Origin of the sequence: Paracoccus cavernae (assembly GCF_042430175.1) — a bacterium.
Taxonomy (GTDB): Bacteria; Pseudomonadota; Alphaproteobacteria; order Rhodobacterales; family Rhodobacteraceae; genus Paracoccus; species Paracoccus cavernae.
On sequence record NZ_JBHMDZ010000005.1, the window covers coordinates 251,727 to 269,107 of the forward strand.

Genomic DNA, 17,381 nt, shown 5'->3' on the forward strand with positions numbered 1-17,381 from the left:
GTGACACTTTTCCGAACGGCAGGACAGGACATGCACCTCGCCTCTCCCTGGACGCCGCGGCTCGGCGACGCCCCCGCCGATGGCGGCAAGCGCCCGCTCGAGCGTCTGGTCGCCGCTTTGGCCGAGGATATCACGAGCGGCGCCGTCCCGACCGGCGCGCGCCTTCCGCCGCATCGCGAGCTGGCTTATCAGCTCGGAATCGGGCTCGGCACGGTCACGAAAGCCTATGCCGCGCTCGAGCGGCGCGGTCTGGTCCATGCCGTTCGCGGTCGGGGCATGTTCGTCGCGGGCACCACGCCCCTCCCGCAGAACCGCGTGGATCTGAGCATCAACACCCCGCCCCAGATGCTCAGCGACCGCCTGTTGGCGGCAACGCTGTCGAAGCTGGCCAAACGGCTCGATGCGGGATCCTTCGGGGCCTATACGACGGGGATCGGCAGCCCGAGGCAAAGGGCACAGATGGCGCAATGGCTTGGCCTCCAGCGGCTGGAGATCGCTGCCGAACAGGTGCTTTTGTGCAATGGCGCGCAACATGCGCTCTCGGTGGCCTTCGCGCTGGTCGCGCCGTCCGGCACGCGCGTTCTGACCGAGCGCCACTCCTACCCCGGCGCGATTTCTCTGGCGCGGCAGGGTCTCCATCCGCTCGAAGGGCTTGCCTGCGACGCGCAAGGCCTCCTGCCGCAAGCGCTCGAGCAAGCGTTAACGGCGCAGCGCGCGGCGGAGCCTGCGCCGGTGCTTTACGTCACGCCCACACTTCAGAACCCGACCGGCGCGACGATGGGGCTCGACCGCCGTCTCGAAATCGCGCGCCTGTGCCGCGCCCATGACATCACCGTCATCGAGGACGACGTTTATTCGATCTTCGCGCCCCCCGACATGCCGCCGCTGGCCATGCTGGCGCCAGAGCGGGTGGTCTATGTCAGCGGGTTGTCGAAGGTCCTCAGCCCCGGCCTTTTCATGGGGGTGATCGCCCCGCCCGCCGCTTTGGTCCCCCGTGCCGTCGCGATCATTCAGGCGACCTCGTCGATGGCCTCGCCCGTAACCAGCCTGATGATGGAGGAATGGCTGGCCGACGGCACCGCCCCCGCCATTGCCACTTCGATCCGGCAGGAAGCGGTCCGGCGCAACGATCTGGTCCGCGCGATCCTGCCCGAAGCACGGATTTTCAGCGCGGCGCGCGGCTTTCATCTCTGGCTTGCGATGCCATTGCCCGAGGCATCGGCGCTGGTGCGGGCTTTGGCGGGCGACGGCGTGATCCTGCCCGCGCCCGAGCGTTTCACGAGCGACCCCGAGGACGCCTACTCCGGCCTGCGCATCAGCATCGGCGCGCCTCCCCTCGAGGCGCTGGAACGCGCGCTGCATCTGATCCGGAGGCGCCTCGACGCGGCGCAGGCCTCGGAACAGGCGGGCACGGCGGGCTATCCCTGATCCCCGCGCGGGCCTCGTATCAGGGGCGATCTAGCCGATCTCGATCACATAGCGCCCGCGCGTCTCGCCCTTCAGGATCGCTTCGGCCAGTTTCGGCACATCGGCAAGCGGCGCGGTCGTGGTCAGCGCGGCCAAAAGACCGCGGTCAAGATGGCGGTCGAGATAATCCCAGGCCCTGTCGCGTTTTGCTTGCGGGGCCATGACCGAATCCACGCCCAAAAGCGCGAGCCCGCGCAGGATGAACGGCATCACGCTCGACGGCAGATCCATGCCCTGCGCCAGACCGCAGGCTGCAACCGCGCCGCCGTAAACCGTCTGGGCAAGCACATTGGCCAAGGTATGGCTGCCGACCGCATCGAGCGCGCCCGACCAACGCTCTGCCTGAAGCGGGCGTCCGGCTTCGGCCAGATCGGCGCGCGCGACAAAGCCCTTGGCCCCGAGGCTTTCGAGAAATCCGTGCTGGCTCTCGCGGCCGGTTGCGGCAATGACGCGGTATCCGCGTCGCGCCAGCAGCGCGATGGCGACGGTCCCGACCCCACCCGCTGCCCCCGTGACCAGAACCTCACCCTCGCCCGGCGTGATCTTGCCCCAATCCTCGAGCGCGATCGCGCAAAGCGCCGCCGTATAGCCGGCGGTCCCGATCGCCATCGCTTCGGCCGGCGAAAAGCCCGCGGGAAGCCGCGTCAGATGGGCGGCCTTGATGCTTTGATAGCGCGAATAGCCGCCCCATTCGGTCTCGGACAGGCCCCAGCCGTTGACCAGAACCTGATCGCCCGCCTTCCAGCCCGCGACACCGGATTCCACGACCACGCCCGCCAGATCGATCCCCGCCACCATCGGCAGGCGGCGGGCGATGGGGATCGTCCCCGCAATCGCCAGACCATCCTTGTAGTTGAGGCTCGAATGGCTGATCTCGACCAGAACGTCGTTCGCGGGAAGATCGGCGCGGGTCAGGGTCTCGAGCCCCGCCTGCCGTTTGCCCCCCGCCTCGCGGATCACAAGCGCCGGAAAGCCTTTGTCGATCGTCATGGCCATGCCTCTTTCGTTGAAATCGCGCCGCACCAAGGAATGCGGGACGGCCCGCAACAAGGGCCGCAGACCGGCCCGTCCCTTCGGCTTTGTGCCATGAGAGGCGGATTTCACCTGCCATGCAACCGGAAATGCGCAACCCTCATGCGGGCTGCCGGCAAGAGAGAAACGGGCACGGCTTCGCGCCATGCCCGCCTCAATTCTACCGTCTCTTTTCAACCGCCGCGGCGCCGGAGCCCGGCGCCTGCTTATGCTTCGGGCATGGGGTAATCGGCCGCGTTCAGGACCCAGCCTTCCTGCAGCGAGAAATCCATGCGCGGCGGGCAGAAGATATCGACCAGCGCATTGGCGCCCGCGCCGCTCGCCTCGGTCGTGTGGATGACCGGCGGAGGGATCACCAGCGACGAAGGCGAGCCCATGTCGAGATGCTGGTCGCGCTGCCAGTCGTTGCGGTCGACCGTCCAAGGCCAGCGCAGATGGTGGGTGAAGCTGCCCGCAAGCGCCAGCGAGCATTGCTCGAAATCGTCGTGGTGATGGGGCGAGAGCTTTTTGGGATCGCGCGGCCCGTTCGAAACGTCAAGGAAGTTCACCATGAAGGTCGTGCAGCGGAAGATGCGGCCGAAACGGCCCTCTTGCGGCGCGACATCAAGACTATAGGCGCGGATCTGGTAGCCGCCCTCGGGGGCGGGCCATGTCGCGAAAGGCGGAATATGGCTCCGGCCCGCGTCATAGGCGGCGCGATTGGGGCAAAGCGCCAGAAGATCGGCGGCTTTGGCGGTGAACAGGCGCACGATCGTGCCGCCCTCGGGCAAGATCACGCGGCTTTCGCCCGGCGGAACGAAAACAATGGAATTGCCCGCGACATCCTGCACCGCGCCATTGGCCTCGATCCAGGCCGGGCCATCGGGCAGGATCACGACATATTCGTCCTCCTGCCCGTGCCGCACGAAGCTCGCGCCCGCCTCGGCCTCGCCATAGACGAGGACGAAGTTGCAGCCGCGCTGCAGCCATTCCTTGCGCCCGTCCTGCGCGATCTGCGGCGCGGTTTTATGGAATTCGGCGACCTGCTCGACCGCGATCAGGCCGGTTTGCGGCGGTTTCGTGGCGGCCGCAAAAAGGGCTGCGCGGGGGTCTTTGTCTTTATACATCTCTGGTCCAATCCGGTTTGGCGCGATCAATCGCGCAGGGCCGCCATGATCCGGCGCGCCCCTTTGAGCAAAAGGCCCTGATCCGAGCCGCAAACGAAAACGCTGACGCCTTTGTCCTGCCAGCCTTTGATCTGGGCCTCGTCGCCGACGAAAAGCCCCGCCGCGATACCTGCGCCTTTGGCAGCACCCACGACCTGCATGATCGCGGCGTCCAGCTCTGCCGATGGAAAGCCGCAGCCCAGCGATTGCGACAGATCGGCGGGGCCAACGAACAGCACATCCACATCGGGCGTGGCCGCGATCTCGTCGAGATGGGCCAGCGCCTCGACATCCTCGATCTGGACCATGACGACGCTTTGCGCATCCGAGGCCGCGATATAGGCCGGCGCGGTCATCGTGCCGTAATTGCCCGCACGCGGCGAAGGCGAGAGGCCGCGTTTGCGCGGCGCGAATTTCACCGCCTCGACCACGCTTTTCGCGGTGGCGCCATCCATGACATGGGGCACCATCACGCCTGCACAGCCCAGATCCATCAGCGGCGAGATCCGCGCCGCAGACTGGCCCCAGCACCGCGCGACCAAAGGAAGGCCCGCCGCGCGCGAGGCCAGCGCGAGCTGGTCCATCGCGCCGAGATCAAGCGGCGCATGCTCCTGATCGGGAACCGCGAAATCGAGCCCCGCGTGACCGAGGATCTCGATCACATGGGGCGCGGGCGTCTTGACGAAGGTGCCGACGACCAGCTCGCCCGCCCGGATCTTGTCGCGCAGGCTCATGCCTCGAGCCCCACCAGATCGGCGGCGATGGTCGTGGTCATCTGGCGGATTTCACCGTCCGAATAGCCCGCATCCATCAGCATGGCGATGATCTGGCGCATACCTTCGACGGGATTGGGATTTTTCATCTGGCCGAGATCGGTCCCGAAGAAGCTGTTCTCGACACCTGCCGCATCGACGACCGCACGCAAATGCGCGGCATCGAAAATCTGGAAGGTCGAGGGGATGAACATGCAGACGGAATGCTCCATCTTGACGCCCATCGCCGCGAGTTCGGCGACCTGATCGAGGCTGCAATCGTTGACATAGGTCGGGTGGTTGAGAAACAGCCGCTTCACGCCGCGCGCCTTGGCCTCTTCGTAGAAGGGGAAAAGCTCGCTGACATGGTGATGCCCGCCCGAGACGACGGCATCGGCCTCGGCGATCAGATCGAGGATGTGCTTGACCTCGTCGCGGACCAGTCCTTTGTCATCGGTCAGGGTCAGCGGGATCGGCGCCACGGTTTTCTTGGAGTTCTGCGGGAATTTGAATCCGGGCTTGTCAGCCTCGTGATCCATGTGGTTCTTGGCATGGGCGGTCGCCATCCAGACGACGCGCGCGCCCTGTTTGAGCGCGTAATCCACCGCCGAGGGGTTCAGCCCGCCAAGCGGATTGTTCAGCACGATCGAGCCGATGGCGCGGGCCTTGAAGCCCATGTTCTCGTTGATCAGCGTGGCGATCGGCATGGTCGGGTAATAGTGGTCCTTGAGCAGGACGGCGCGCATGCCTGCCTCGTCGGCTTCGCGCAATGCGGCAACGTGATCTAGTTTGCGCGGATGCAGCGAGGGGCCGCTATGGACATGAAGATCGACCGCCCCCTGCATCAGCGCGTCGATCTGGGCGTCGCGGGCAGTGGTGGTCTCGGAAATCGTGGTCTCGGAAGTCATGGGTTTGCTCCTTCAATCGAGCCGCGCAAGAGGCGCGGGAATATGGTTGCGCCAGACCTGATCGAGGACCGGCATGTCGGCAAAATTGCGGCGGCTGTCGGCGGCGCGGCCAACCAGATCGGCAGCGCTCAGCCCCTTCTGCGCGAGATAGGCGTCAAGGGTTGCGACGGCCTCGGACAGAACGCCCCAGCCGCGCAACATCACGGCGGAGGACAGGCCCACGGCGCTCGCCCCCGCCAGCATCATCCGCGCGACATCATGGCCGTCGGTCGCGCCGTTGATCCCGATCAGCGCGGGCCCCGCCCCCAGCCGCGCCCGCGTCATCGCGAGCCAATGACAGGTGAGCGGCAGGTTCCAGTAGCCGCCGATACCGCAGCTTGTGCCCAGAACCGGCTCCATCGTGTCGAGATCGGGCACAAGGCCCAGGGCGCGGCCGGCGATCACCGCCGATTGCGCGCCTGCGCCAAGGGCTGCGGCAACGAGATCGCTCACGCGTTCGCTCTGGCCCGACAGCTTGACCCAGACGGGGATATCGACCGCGGCGGTGATGCGGCCGACCAGATCCGCGACGCGCTCGGGCGAGAGCTCGGTCGAAACCGCGCCCTTGGCGGCCTGGCTCGCATAGGGGGTGCCGATGTTGAACTCGAACACGCGGATACCCGCGGCCTCGAGCGCGCGGGCACGCTCTACCGCGCCCTCGATCCCCGCCATGACGACCGATCCGACCAGAAGGCAATCGTGTTTGCGCGCCTCAAGGTCCATCCGCACGGCCTGCGCCAGCCAATCGTCGAAGCCCAAAGGGCTCAGCCCCGAACGGGTCAGAAGCGTGGCATCCGCCGCCGTATCCCCGGACCAGTCCAGCCGGTTCCAGCGGTGATCGAGCGCGGCATATTCGGCCTGCAAAAGCTGGCGCTGCGCGGGGGCCGATTCATTGGCGGATTTCATCACCACCGCGCCTGCGCCCGCCCTGATCGCCGACAAGATCCCCGCATCATCGATCAGATGCTCGCCCGAGGCCGCAATCACGGGGTTCTTGAGACGAACCCCGCCGATCGTGACCGCAAGCCGGCTCATGCCCCTGCCCCCAGAACGCGCGGCAGAAACAGCGAGATCTGCGGGAAGACGGTTATCAGCGCCAGCACGATCAGCGCGATCCCGATCATCGGCAAGGCGCGATAGGCGATCTTCTCCATCGGGCGGCCGGTGACACCGGCGATGACGAACAGGCACAGCCCCACCGGCGGCGTCACGAAGCCCACCAGCACGTTGAAGACCACCATCACGCCCAGATGCACCGGATCAAGACCGAGCATGCTGCCGATCGCCATCAGCGCGGGCACCGTCAGGATCAGGACCCCGATCGTGTCGAGGAACATCCCCAGAAACAGCAGGATCAGGTTCACCATCAGCAAGATGACGTATTTGTTGTCGGAAATGCCGGTCAGCAGTGCCACGGCCTTTTGCGGCAATTGCTCGATCGCGAAGATGAAGCCCGCGACATTGGCCACCGCGACGAGGAAATAGATCGCCGAGGTGATGATCGCCGTCGAGATGAAGGCCTCTTTGAGGAAACGCCAGCTCATGGCGCGGTAGACGAAAGTCGCGATGAAAAGCGCATAGATCGCGGCGACGGCAGCCGCCTCGGTCGCGGTAAAGATGCCGCCGCGGATGCCCACCACGATGATGATCGGCAAAAGCATGACCGGAATGGCCTTCCAGAAGCCCTGCGCGATTTCGCCCAGGCTCTGCTTTGCGGCCTTGGGATAGCCGCGCCGATGCGCGACCCAGACGGCATAGATCGACAGAAGGATCGCGAGCAGGAAGCCCGGTGCCAGCCCCGCGATCAGCAGTTGCGAGATCGAAGTGCCCGACAGCGCGCCATAGATGATCATCGCGATCGAGGGCGGCACCAGCGGCGCCATCAGGGACGACACCGCGATCAGGCCGGCCGAATAATCGACGTCATAGCCCTGACGTTTCATGTCGGGGACCATGACGGTCCCGATCGCCGCCGCATCCGCCGCAGCCGATCCGCTGACGCCACCGAAAAGGAAGCAGCCCCAGACCGCCGTCAGCGACAAGCCGCCGCGAAAGCGTCCGACGATGGAATTGGCGAAACCGATCAGGCGGCGGGTCAGCCCGCCCACATCCATGATCGAGCCCGCCAGCACGAAAAGCGGGATCGCGAGCAGGACGAACATATCCATCCCCGCCAGCATGCGCTGCGGCAGAACGATCAGGAACTGCGTCTGTCCGGTGAAGTAGAAATAGCCCAGAGCGCTGATGCCCAGCACGAAAGCCACCGGCATGCCGATGACGAGGGTGAAAAGAAAAACAGAGCCGAGCCAGATCATGCGGCCTCTCCTGCGTCATCATGGTGGTGATCGGTCGTGGTTTCGCGCGCGACGCCGAAAATCTCGTTGAGCGCGACATGCAGCGCGAGCAGTGCCGCGCCCAGCGTGATCGCGATATGGACCCAGAACATGGAAATGCCCAAAGCAGTCGCGGTCTGGAACCGCGTCATCCAGGCGAATTTCGTGCCGAACCACAGCAGAACCGCCAGAAACACGAGCATCAGCGCCGCACCGACCAGATCGAACAGACGGCGCAGACCGGCCGGCAGACGGTCGACCGCAAGGCGCATGCCCAGAAACTGGCCGCGCGAATAGCTGATCCCCGCACCCGCCATCACGATCCAGATCATCAGATAGCGCATCGCCTCTTCCGACCAGAAAAGCGAGCTGTTGAAGACATAGCGCCAGACCACCTGCATGGTCCCGATCACCAAAATCGCGCCGATCCCCGCGAAGCAAAAGGCCTCGATAGCGGCGATATAGGCGCGCCAAAGCTTGGACATTGAAATTCTCCGTTCTGGGCGAAAGCCGAGGGCGCGATCTTGCGACCGCGCCCTCAAGCCTTGGGCCGCCTTTACTGGGCGGCGGGGGTCAGCTGTTTGGCGGCGGTCGCGAAGTTCGCGATCAGCGGATCGGTCGCCTCGTATTGGGCGACAACCGGCGCGAAAGCGGCCGCGAGCTCCGCCTTGAAGGCCTCCGAAGGTGTGACCACCGGAATGTTGCGGGTCGCGAGCTCGCCTTTGATCTTTTCGTCGAGATCGCGGACCGCCATGACCTGCGGCTCGACGATTTCGTCTGCGGCCTGACGCATGACCGCCTGCTGCTCGGGGGTCAGACCCGCGAATTTCGCCTGATTGACCAAAAGGAAGCTCGGCCAGAAATAATGGCCGGTCAGCGTAACGCCTTTGGCGATCTCGTAATATTTCTCGCTTTCGATCGAGGTCAGGTTGATCTCGACCGCATCGAGCGTGCCGGTTTCGAGCGCCGAGTAAACCTCGCCGTAAGCCATCGGTGTCGGGTTCACGCCGGTCGCCTTCCACGCATCGAGGAACATCTTGTTCGGCGCGACGCGGGTCTTGAGATGCTTCATCCCTTCGAGGCTTTCGACCGGCGCGCCAACGGTCAGGAAATGGCGCTGGCCACCATCATAGACGCCGAGCGCGACCATCATGTGGTTTTCCAGACGGTCCATGATCGCGCGCGCCTCGGGCGATTTGGCCATGGTGACGAAGCCCTGGTAATCGGGGATCAGACCGGGCAGCTGGAAAGCGTCGATCGAGGGTTCGAGCGTCGAATAGGCCGAGGTCGAGTTCACGGTCATGTCGACGGTGCCGAACTGGACGCCTTCCATCAGCTCCTTCACGTCGCCCAGCTGGCGCGCGGGAAAGATCTCGATGTTGATGTCGCCGTTGGACAAACGCTCGACCGCTTCTTTATAGCGCACTGCCGTGTCGTGAATCGGGTGCTGCTCGAACACCGCATGTCCCAGACGCAGGGTAACCGGATCAGCCCAGGCAGCCGTCGACAGCAAGGCACCCAAAAGAGCACCGACCGCAAATTTCGTCATGATTTCTCCTCCGATGTTCCCCATGTGGGAACGCTGTTCTCAAATTGACACGGAAGAAGAAAGCCGTCAACACGGAGATAACGAAGATGGCCAAAGGGGGGAGAGCATGGATAAGGTGGATACGGTGCGCGCGGCGGATAGCTGTCTGCGCATCCTCGAAAGGATCGCCTTTGCGGAGTCCCCTTTGGGCGTGACGCAGATCGCCGCGGATGTCGGCATCGCAAAAGGCGCTGTTTTCAAACATTTGCGGACACTTCTTGAACACGGGATGATCGTACAGGACCCGTTCTCTTCGCTTTACACCCTCGGGCCGAAGCTCTGGCTCATGGCGCAGCGCGCACCGGCGGGGGCCAATCTGGCGGAAATCGCGCTGCCCCTGATGCGGGCCACGCGCGACGAATTGGGGGTCGCGGTGGTGCTGAGCATGCCCACGCCGCGCTCGGCCTTTGTCGTGGCGACCCTGCCCAGCAACCAGCCCATCGAGATCGGCGTGCGCCCCGGGGGCGAGCTCAGCCTCCATTCCTCGGCCCAGGGCAAGGTGCTGCTGGCGTTCGGTCCGCCCGCGATCCTCGCTTCCCTCCCCGAGCGGCTGGCGCCGGTCACCCCCAAAAGCGTGCTCGACAAGGCAGCCCTTGTGGCCGAGCTCGAAGAGGTGCGCCGGCTGGGCTATGCCACGGCCCCCGAAGAATCGCTTCTGGGCATCAATGCCGTCGCCGCGCCGATTTTCGACGCGCAGGGCGGCCTTCTGGGCAGCATCGGCCTCATCGCCTCGATCCAGCATCTTGGCACCGCCCCGAGCGAGGACCAGTTGCGCGCGCTTTTGTCGCTGACCAAGGCCATCGGCCAGCGCGGCAGCTCCGTTCAGGACGGCAGCGAAGAGCGCGGCTGAACCATTCGGCGCGGCAGGGGATTTCGGCGGAAAAAGGGCTGGACTTTACCCCCCTTCATCCCCAAATCCCGCCTGTCCGCCCGCCATCGGCACAATGGTCTTGACCTCAAGGCGCAAGCTGCGATGAACGGGGCAACCTGACGCGCCTCTCGAAAGGAATGCCCGTGAAATTCCGCTTCCCCGTTGTCATCATCGACGAAGATTTCCGGTCCGAAAACACCTCGGGCCTCGGCATCCGCGCTTTGGCGGAGGCCATTGAAAGCGAGGGATTCGAGGTCCTCGGGGCCACGAGCTATGGCGATCTGTCGCAATTCGCGCAGCAGCAAAGCCGCGCCTCGGCTTTCGTGCTCTCGATCGACGACGAAGAATTCGGCGACGGCCCCGACCCGAGCCCCGTGATCCTCGACCTGCGCAACTTCATCGAGGAGGTGCGCTGGAAAAACCCCGATGTCCCGATCTTCCTGCATGGCGAGACCAAGACCTCGCGCCATCTGCCCAACGACATCCTGCGCGAGCTGCACGGCTTCATCCACATGTTCGAGGATACGCCGGATTTCGTCGCCAAACACATCATCCGCGAGGCCAAGAACTACCTCGAAGGCATCCAGCCCCCCTTCTTCAAGGCGCTGCTGGATTATGCCGAGGACGGCTCCTATTCGTGGCATTGCCCCGGCCATTCGGGGGGCGTGGCCTTCCTGAAATCGCCGATCGGCCAGATGTATCACCAGTTCTACGGTGAAAACATGCTCCGCGCCGATGTCTGCAACGCCGTCGAGGAACTGGGCCAGCTTCTGGACCACAACGGCGCGATCGGCGCGTCCGAGCGCAATGCCGCGCGCATCTTCAACGCCGATCATTGCTTCTTCGTGACCAACGGCACCTCGACCTCGAACAAGATGGTCTGGCACCATACGGTCGCGCCGGGCGATGTCGTCGTGGTCGACCGCAACTGCCACAAATCGATCCTGCATTCGATCATCATGACCGGCGCGATTCCCGTCTTCATGCGTCCGACGCGCAACCATTGGGGCATCATCGGCCCGATCCCGCATTCCGAATTCGAGCCGGAATCGATCCGCGCCAAGATCCGCGCCAACCCGCTGCTGGCGGGCGTCGATGCCGATGCCGTCAAGCCGCGCGTCATGACGCTGACCCAATCGACCTACGACGGCGTGCTCTACAACACCGAAGAGATCAAATCGCTGCTCGACGGCTATGTCGACAACCTCCATTTCGACGAGGCATGGCTGCCCCATGCCGCCTTCCACCCCTTCTACGGCACCTATCACGCCATGGGCCGCAAGCGCGGGCGCACCAAGCATTCGGTGACCTATGCCACCCAGTCGATCCACAAGCTGCTCGCGGGGATTTCGCAAGCGAGTCATGTGCTTGTGCAGGATTCCGAGAATGTGAAGCTGGATCGGCACCTCTTCAACGAATCCTATCTGATGCATACCTCGACCAGCCCGCAATATTCGATCATCGCCAGTTGCGATGTCGCGGCCGCGATGATGGAGCCGCCCGGCGGCACCGCCTTGGTCGAGGAATCGCTGCTCGAGGCGCTCGATTTCCGCCGTGCCATGCGCAAGGTCGACGACGAGTTCGGCGAGAACGACTGGTGGTTCAAGGTCTGGGGTCCGGACGAGCTGTCCGAAGAGGGCATCGGCCAGACCAAGGACTGGGTGCTGCGCCGCACCGACAGCGAAGGCGTCCAGCGCGACGGCGAGGACAGCTGGCACGGTTTCGGCCATATCACCCCGGGCTTCAACATGCTCGACCCGATCAAGGCCACGATCATCACGCCGGGCCTCGATATCGACGGGCGCTTCGACGAGACGGGGATTCCGGCCTCGATCGTCTCGAAATATCTGACCGAGCACGGCGTTGTCGTCGAAAAGACGGGGCTTTACAGCTTCTTCATCCTCTTCACCATCGGCATCACCAAGGGCCGCTGGAACACGTTGCTGGCGGCGCTCCAGCAGTTCAAGGACGATTACGACCGCAACCAGCCGCTGTGGCGCGTCATGCCCGACTTCACCGCCAAACATCCGCGTTACGAGCATATGGGCCTGCGCGATCTGAGCCAGCACGTCCACACGCTTTACGCCAAATACGACGTGGCGCGGCTCTCGACCGAGATCTATTTGAGCGACCATGATCCGGCCATGACGCCGACCGAGGCCTTTTCGCATATCGCGCGCCGCAAGACCGAACGCGTGCCGATCGACGAGCTGGAAGGCCGCATTACCACGAGCCTCGTCACCCCCTATCCGCCGGGCATCCCCCTGCTGATCCCGGGCGAGAAGTTCAACGCGAGCATCGTCGACTACCTGCGTTTCAACCGCGAATTCGCGCGCGAATGCCCCGGTTTCGAGACCGATATCCACGGCCTTGTCGCGGAAGTGGGTCCAGATCACGTGACGCATTACTACGCCGATTGCGTGGCCGATTAAGTCCGCAGCAGCCAAAATCCCGCGCGGGCGGAAGCACCCTGCCCGCGCCCGCGCCCCGACCGCGAAACCTTGCGCCGCACTGTCGCATGCCTCTTGCTATGCCTCCCGTCTGGCGCTAGGTCTTTTTTCGGGCCGGCTTAGCTCAGCAGGTAGAGCAGCTGATTTGTAATCAGAAGGTCGTGGGTTCGATTCCTATAGCCGGCACCATGAAAACAGCACCTTGGCGCATCGCCACAAGGGACAGGCCGGAACTTCAGGCCGTCATTCATTCCTGACGAGCAAGACGACTCCAGCCGGATCACAGGTCCAGAGCCCGTTCACGCCGTCGAGCGGCTCCAGCTCGTCCCGCCTCGGACCGCCCAGCCTTTCCAGCGCCTGATCGGGTTCATCCGAGAAAAGCTCGAGCCAGACGTCGACCTGGCTTTGATGCGCGACGCGGTCAATCCACAGGGTCATCTCCCCGAAAGTGAACCCCACGCTGTTCGTCAAGGTTTTCGCGACCGTCAGCCCGACCTTGTCGCGGTAATAGGCCACCGTTTCCTCCCATTTATAGAGCGGAACCTTGATGGCGATATTTTTTCCCGGCTGAATTTCCATGACTTCCTCCGATGATCAGGAAACCATCCTTGCCCCTCGGGGGCGCGTTGGCAACTTTATCGGCAAGGTTTTGCGCAAGGCATCAGCCGGATCGCCGCTCCCTGCCGGAAATCACCGCGCGAGTTCTGCGGCCGCCATAGCGGCAATCGCGAGATCCACTTCCACCAGCGGATCTTCATCCTCCAGAAACCACGACGCGGAGAGCCCTGTCCAAGCAAGAATCCATTGCAGCAGTCTGTGACGCTCCAATCCCGCGGCCTGCGTCACGACCTGCAGCCGTTCATGAAAACGCCCCGGTCGGGTTGCGACCGGATGGACGGGATCGGCGAGATCGGGATTGGTGAAAATGTTGGCAAAATCAAAGCCGCGCTCGCCGACAAGACCATGCGGGTCGATGGCGCACCAGCCGCGCCCGCCAAAATCGAGCACATTGTCGTGGTGGAGATCGCCATGGAGCACCGTCACCTCCCTCGGATCGGCAAGCAAGCTGTGCGCGGTCTGCAGGCTCTGGGCCAGAATGCCGCCATGCTTTGCCGCGGCTGTCTCGAGATCGCGAAACCAAAGATCCAGCGGCACCAGCTCGGGTATTTTTTCGGGGCGCCGACGATGCAGCTGTCCGGCGGTTGCGCAAAGAATGCGGCTTGCAGCATCGTCCTCTCCACCCCGAGCCATATCGGCCAGCGAGCGCCCGCCCGTGGCGCGCTCGATCAGGACGGCATCGCTGTCCCTTGCAAAGACCTTTGCCGCGCCCTCGCCGGCCCACCATTCCATCAGTGCCGCACCCCGCTGTTGGTCCGGCTGCGACGAGACCTTGAGCATCGCGGGCATGTCCTGCCGCAAGACCGGAAGAAGGCGGGCGGTCGGCGTGACAATCGGCTCGCCATCGGCAACCAGATTCCAGCGCAGCAGATAAGGCTCAAACATTGCTCTCTCGCGAAGAAGACACGGCTTTGCGCAACATATGATCGACATCCGGAGAGGGGAAGAACGAAGCTCCCGCTCGCAATGCTGGGATTTCCCTCTCGTACCAAGCGCTTGCCTGAAATGTTTTTTCCCCTCGCTGCTCGGGTGAAGCCTCAGGCGGCGAACGCGGCCCTGCCTCGCCCGAGCCGCCTGCCCTGAGCGCCCGACCGCGCATGGGCGGTCGGGCCGCGTTTTCGTCAGTCCTGCCAGCCGCCATATTGCGCGACCGGCGACCAGTCGGGGCAGACCGCTGGCAGCGCGGTCATCCGCGCGGCATAAGGGCCTGCGCCATAGACGACCTTGCCGCCGGTAAAGGTCAGCAGGCTCTCGATCGCGCCGATATCATCGGCCGGAACCGTCAGATAATCGTCCGAAAGCACCGCGAGATCAGCGAATTGCCCCGGTGCCAGACGCCCCTTGAGCGCATCCTCGCCCGAGAACCAAGCGCTGCCGACAGTATAGAGTTCGAGCGCCTCTTCACGGGTCAAAAGCTGGCGTCCGGTGCGGGTTTCCTCGCCGCCGAGCGTCTTGCCTGTGACCAGCCATTCCATCGCGACCCAAGGGTTGTAGCTCGCGACGCGGGTGGAATCGGAGCCCGCCCCGACCGGCACACCCAGCTCCAGCATATCGCGGATCGGCGGCGCATTGGCCGTGACATCGCCGCCGTAGCGCTCTTTGAAAAACTCGCCCGCATAGGCCAGCCGCGCCTGAACCGCGATGCCGCCGCCCAGCTTTGCGATGCGCTCGATATTGCCGCGGCTGATGGTTTCGGCGTGATCGATCGCCCAACGCACGCCGGCAAAACCCGAACGCCCCGCCTCGCGCTCGAGCCTGTCGGCCTCCTCGAAGACATCCATGATATGGCCGACGCTCTCGTCATAGGTCGCGTGGATGCGGATCGGCCACTTTTGTTCGAGCAAATAGCGGGTCACGGCGAGCAATTCGTCATGCCAGCCTTCGCGCGTGGTGATATCGGGGCGCGGTGCCATCCAGTTCTCGAAATCGCCCGCGCTCCAGACCAGAAACTCGCCGCCGCCCTCGAGCACGAAACCATGGCTGAGCTTGTCGGCGAGATTGACGTTGAGCGCCCAATCCTTGACCCATCCCTCGAAGGAGGCCAGCTCCTTGCCGGGCGCTTGCGGGAAGAGGTAGCTCGAGACGCGCACCGACATCTCGCCGCCATCGGCCAGACGCTGCGTGCCGATGTAATCTTGCGGAAAGACATGCCCGCCGCCACCCGCGTCAATCGCGCTGGTGATGCCGAAGCGGTTGAGTTCACGGTAGAAATGGCGTGCTGAATTGACCTGATCCTCTTCGCCCAGCCCGGGCAAACGCCCGATGGCCTGATAGAGGATCATCGGATCGGGCTCGGCATGCAGGATCGCTCCGCCGTCCTCGGTCAGCTCGTAGCGGCTGCCGGCGGGTGCCTCGGTTTCGGCCGTGATGCCCAAAGCCTCGACGCCCGCGCGGTTGAGATAGCCCTGGCTGTAAAGAAACAGGACGAAAACCGGCACATCCGGCGAGGCAGCCGTCAGTTCCGCCGGTGTCGGCATCCGCTTTTCGTCGAATTGGTAGGGCGACCAGCCGCCGATGACGCGCACCCATTGCCCCTCCGGCGTCCGTGCGGCCTGTTCGGAAACCATCTCGAGCCCGCGCGCGAGCGAGGTCAGCCCGTCCCAGCGCAGCTCGGTGTTATAGAAGCGCGCGGCACGCACGACATGGCTATGGCTGTCGTTCAGGCCGGGCACCACCGTGCGCCCTTCGAGATCGATGCGTTCGGTCCCGTCCGAAGCAAGCGCGAGGATCTCGCTGTTGGTGCCGCTGGCAACGATCAGCCCGCCGTCGATCGCAAGGGCCTCGACCTGCGGTTTGAGCGGATCCTGCGTCACGACCTTGCCGTTGTGCAGGATGAAATCGACGCTGCCGTCCTGAGCCGCGGCAGCCGAGCCGATCAGGCAGGAGGCCACCGCCGCAGCGAATCCCCCAAAGGCGTAACGCCCGGCACCGAATGGCGCTTTCTTTTTCGTGTCCGTCATCCGCTCTTTCCTCCTGCATTCCCGCATCCGGAAAAACGCGGCCGTCAGGACCGCACCGCATGCTCCGAAGGAAAGATTAATGTCCGTTATGTCTTTGGTCTATCGGGCAGAATTAGAAGGTGCGTTCGATAAATTGTATCCGCCACCCGTCGCTTTGGGATCAAATCATGCCAAAGCCTATTGAGTGCGATCGCTCCGAGAGCCTTGTCGCGTGCCTTGTCATGGCGCCTGTCATGGGCCCTGTCGCGAGAAAGCGGTACAAAGCGCGCCCGCGCGAGCCGTTTGAAAGGCGCATCACCCGACAAGCGACGAAAGGCAAGGGGTCGGGCTAACGCGGGCGACTCTGCGCGCCGGAACAGAAGGTATGCGCGGCGGATTCTGCCCTGCACTCAACGGCCCTGCCCTCAAAGGACTTGCCATCGGTCCCGACTAAGGCTGCTTCTTCTTGACCTTGTCGATCAGAACCGCCTGCTGCCATGCTCCGGGCTTTTTGTCGGTCCGGTGGATGCAGCCGACCCAGCAGCAGGGGCGCTTGTTGCCCTCGGCAAGCTCTTGGCAAAGCCGAGCGATGCGGCGCTCGCGGGTGGCGGCCTGTTTGGCATCCTCGACCCAACAGATGAATTCGTTGCGCCCGATCGGCGTCAGCTTTTCCCAAAGCCCCAAAAGCTGGGGATCGGCCCGCAGAGCGGCCTGCAGATCCTCGCCTGCCTGATGGACAGTACCGTGGGGAAAACTCTCCATCGCGCGACCTCGGGTCCGGTTTCGACAAGGCGCGCGTCGGCGGCACCTTTGCGGATTTTGGGGGCGATGCCGGCAAAAGTCCAGCGCTCGGCCACATGCCGCCGCGCCCTGCTCCGGCCCGCTGTCCTTCGTCGTGATCGTGTTGTATTGCTACAAAAAACGATACAGGTCTTGAAATGCGAACCCATTTTGCTGCCCTTCTCGCTCTTTCCCTCGTTGCCGGCTGCGCGGTGGGCTCCGGTGCCGTCGTCCGAGGGGCCGGTCCCGACGATCTTTTGAAGCTGCGCGAAGGCCCGAGCCTCAATCACAAGATCATCATCGGCCTGCCCGACGGCACCCGCCTGACCCGCCAGAATTGCGTGACGAATGCCGGCAAGGTCTGGTGCAGGGTCACGCTGACCGACCGGCCGAGCGTGTCGGGCTATGTCTCGGCCGATTATCTGGCGCATCGCTGACGCAAGGGCGCCCGAGCGGACG

General features: G+C 64.1%; 16 protein-coding genes and 1 tRNA gene. 5 read left to right on the forward strand and 12 right to left on the reverse strand.

What is annotated here, in order from left to right; all coding sequences use genetic code 11:
- Positions 1-30: 30 nt before the first annotated feature.
- Positions 31-1,428 carry an aminotransferase-like domain-containing protein gene (locus ACFFUC_RS06645; protein ID WP_377684697.1) on the forward strand — a complete coding sequence of 466 codons (1,398 nt, stop codon included), beginning with the start codon at positions 31-33 and terminating at the stop codon, positions 1,426-1,428.
- Between the two features lie 30 nt (positions 1,429-1,458).
- Here the strand turns inward: ACFFUC_RS06645 and ACFFUC_RS06650 are convergent, their stop codons facing one another.
- From ACFFUC_RS06650 to ACFFUC_RS06685, 8 genes are all read right to left on the reverse strand, one after another.
- The gene (locus tag ACFFUC_RS06650; protein WP_377684699.1) at positions 1,459-2,457 is read right to left on the reverse strand and encodes an MDR family oxidoreductase; all 999 of its coding nucleotides are present in this window, start codon (positions 2,455-2,457) and stop codon (positions 1,459-1,461) included.
- Positions 2,458-2,705: 248 nt separating this feature from the next.
- The gene (locus tag ACFFUC_RS06655) at positions 2,706-3,605 is read right to left on the reverse strand and encodes a cupin domain-containing protein (protein WP_377684701.1); all 900 of its coding nucleotides are present in this window, start codon (positions 3,603-3,605) and stop codon (positions 2,706-2,708) included.
- Between the two features lie 26 nt (positions 3,606-3,631).
- Positions 3,632-4,378 carry an HpcH/HpaI aldolase family protein gene (locus ACFFUC_RS06660; protein ID WP_377684703.1) on the reverse strand — a complete coding sequence of 249 codons (747 nt, stop codon included), beginning with the start codon at positions 4,376-4,378 and terminating at the stop codon, positions 3,632-3,634.
- Entirely contained in the window at positions 4,375-5,304 is a 930-nt protein-coding gene (locus ACFFUC_RS06665) for a DUF6282 family protein (protein WP_377684704.1), read from the reverse strand. The genes ACFFUC_RS06660 and ACFFUC_RS06665 overlap by 4 nt, the downstream gene beginning before the upstream one ends.
- A gap of 12 nt (positions 5,305-5,316) precedes the next feature.
- Positions 5,317-6,378, reverse strand: a complete 1,062-nt coding sequence (locus tag ACFFUC_RS06670) for a beta/alpha barrel domain-containing protein (RefSeq protein WP_377684706.1) — start codon at positions 6,376-6,378, stop codon at positions 5,317-5,319.
- Complete coding sequence (locus ACFFUC_RS06675; protein ID WP_377684708.1) at positions 6,375-7,658, reverse strand: TRAP transporter large permease; 1,284 nt, start codon at positions 7,656-7,658, stop codon at positions 6,375-6,377. Before ACFFUC_RS06675 ends, ACFFUC_RS06670 begins: the two co-directional genes overlap by 4 nt.
- Positions 7,655-8,161, reverse strand: coding sequence for a TRAP transporter small permease (locus ACFFUC_RS06680; protein WP_377684710.1), 507 nt, complete (start codon positions 8,159-8,161; stop codon positions 7,655-7,657). Before ACFFUC_RS06680 ends, ACFFUC_RS06675 begins: the two co-directional genes overlap by 4 nt.
- Before the next feature lie 71 nt (positions 8,162-8,232).
- On the reverse strand, positions 8,233-9,225 hold the full coding sequence (locus tag ACFFUC_RS06685) for a TRAP transporter substrate-binding protein (protein WP_377684711.1): 993 nt from the start codon (positions 9,223-9,225) through the stop codon (positions 8,233-8,235).
- A gap of 106 nt (positions 9,226-9,331) precedes the next feature.
- Here ACFFUC_RS06685 and ACFFUC_RS06690 point away from each other — a divergent pair, with 106 nt between their 5' ends.
- From ACFFUC_RS06690 to ACFFUC_RS06700, 3 genes are all read left to right on the forward strand, one after another.
- Positions 9,332-10,114 carry an IclR family transcriptional regulator gene (locus tag ACFFUC_RS06690; RefSeq protein ID WP_377684713.1) on the forward strand — a complete coding sequence of 261 codons (783 nt, stop codon included), beginning with the start codon at positions 9,332-9,334 and terminating at the stop codon, positions 10,112-10,114.
- 164 nt (positions 10,115-10,278) lie between these two features.
- On the forward strand, positions 10,279-12,567 hold the full coding sequence (locus tag ACFFUC_RS06695) for an Orn/Lys/Arg family decarboxylase (RefSeq protein WP_377684715.1): 2,289 nt from the start codon (positions 10,279-10,281) through the stop codon (positions 12,565-12,567).
- A gap of 131 nt (positions 12,568-12,698) precedes the next feature.
- Positions 12,699-12,774, forward strand: a tRNA-Thr gene (locus ACFFUC_RS06700).
- Positions 12,775-12,828: 54 nt separating this feature from the next.
- Here ACFFUC_RS06700 and ACFFUC_RS06705 read toward each other — a convergent pair.
- From ACFFUC_RS06705 to ACFFUC_RS06720, 4 genes are all read right to left on the reverse strand, one after another.
- Positions 12,829-13,164, reverse strand: a complete 336-nt coding sequence (locus tag ACFFUC_RS06705; RefSeq protein WP_377684716.1) for a hypothetical protein — start codon at positions 13,162-13,164, stop codon at positions 12,829-12,831.
- Between the two features lie 111 nt (positions 13,165-13,275).
- A complete protein-coding gene (locus ACFFUC_RS06710; protein WP_377684717.1) occupies positions 13,276-14,088 on the reverse strand; it encodes an aminoglycoside phosphotransferase family protein in 813 nt (270 codons plus the stop codon).
- Between the two features lie 236 nt (positions 14,089-14,324).
- Positions 14,325-16,163, reverse strand: coding sequence for an amidohydrolase (locus ACFFUC_RS06715; RefSeq protein WP_377684719.1), 1,839 nt, complete (start codon positions 16,161-16,163; stop codon positions 14,325-14,327).
- A 429-nt stretch (positions 16,164-16,592) separates the two neighbouring features.
- On the reverse strand, positions 16,593-16,904 hold the full coding sequence (locus tag ACFFUC_RS06720; RefSeq protein WP_377684720.1) for a YdeI/OmpD-associated family protein: 312 nt from the start codon (positions 16,902-16,904) through the stop codon (positions 16,593-16,595).
- A 176-nt stretch (positions 16,905-17,080) separates the two neighbouring features.
- Between ACFFUC_RS06720 and ACFFUC_RS06725 the strand changes: the two genes are divergently transcribed.
- On the forward strand, positions 17,081-17,359 hold the full coding sequence (locus ACFFUC_RS06725; protein ID WP_377684722.1) for an SH3 domain-containing protein: 279 nt from the start codon (positions 17,081-17,083) through the stop codon (positions 17,357-17,359).
- The last annotated feature ends 22 nt before the right edge of the window (positions 17,360-17,381 follow it).

What these genes read in the sequence shown, in the direction of transcription:
- ACFFUC_RS06645 (WP_377684697.1), top strand. Translation starts at nt 31, where the DNA reads ATGCACCTCGCCTCTCCCTGGACGCCGCGGCTCGGCGACGCCCCCGCC.
- ACFFUC_RS06650 (WP_377684699.1), bottom strand. Translation starts at nt 2,457, where the DNA reads ATGACGATCGACAAAGGCTTTCCGGCGCTTGTGATCCGCGAGGCGGGG.
- ACFFUC_RS06655 (WP_377684701.1), bottom strand. Translation starts at nt 3,605, where the DNA reads ATGTATAAAGACAAAGACCCCCGCGCAGCCCTTTTTGCGGCCGCCACG.
- ACFFUC_RS06660 (WP_377684703.1), bottom strand. Translation starts at nt 4,378, where the DNA reads ATGAGCCTGCGCGACAAGATCCGGGCGGGCGAGCTGGTCGTCGGCACC.
- ACFFUC_RS06665 (WP_377684704.1), bottom strand. Translation starts at nt 5,304, where the DNA reads ATGACTTCCGAGACCACGATTTCCGAGACCACCACTGCCCGCGACGCC.
- ACFFUC_RS06670 (WP_377684706.1), bottom strand. Translation starts at nt 6,378, where the DNA reads ATGAGCCGGCTTGCGGTCACGATCGGCGGGGTTCGTCTCAAGAACCCC.
- ACFFUC_RS06675 (WP_377684708.1), bottom strand. Translation starts at nt 7,658, where the DNA reads ATGATCTGGCTCGGCTCTGTTTTTCTTTTCACCCTCGTCATCGGCATG.
- ACFFUC_RS06680 (WP_377684710.1), bottom strand. Translation starts at nt 8,161, where the DNA reads ATGTCCAAGCTTTGGCGCGCCTATATCGCCGCTATCGAGGCCTTTTGC.
- ACFFUC_RS06685 (WP_377684711.1), bottom strand. Translation starts at nt 9,225, where the DNA reads ATGACGAAATTTGCGGTCGGTGCTCTTTTGGGTGCCTTGCTGTCGACG.
- ACFFUC_RS06690 (WP_377684713.1), top strand. Translation starts at nt 9,332, where the DNA reads ATGGATAAGGTGGATACGGTGCGCGCGGCGGATAGCTGTCTGCGCATC.
- ACFFUC_RS06705 (WP_377684716.1), bottom strand. Translation starts at nt 13,164, where the DNA reads ATGGAAATTCAGCCGGGAAAAAATATCGCCATCAAGGTTCCGCTCTAT.
- ACFFUC_RS06710 (WP_377684717.1), bottom strand. Translation starts at nt 14,088, where the DNA reads ATGTTTGAGCCTTATCTGCTGCGCTGGAATCTGGTTGCCGATGGCGAG.
- ACFFUC_RS06715 (WP_377684719.1), bottom strand. Translation starts at nt 16,163, where the DNA reads ATGACGGACACGAAAAAGAAAGCGCCATTCGGTGCCGGGCGTTACGCC.
- ACFFUC_RS06720 (WP_377684720.1), bottom strand. Translation starts at nt 16,904, where the DNA reads ATGGAGAGTTTTCCCCACGGTACTGTCCATCAGGCAGGCGAGGATCTG.
- ACFFUC_RS06725 (WP_377684722.1), top strand. Translation starts at nt 17,081, where the DNA reads ATGCGAACCCATTTTGCTGCCCTTCTCGCTCTTTCCCTCGTTGCCGGC.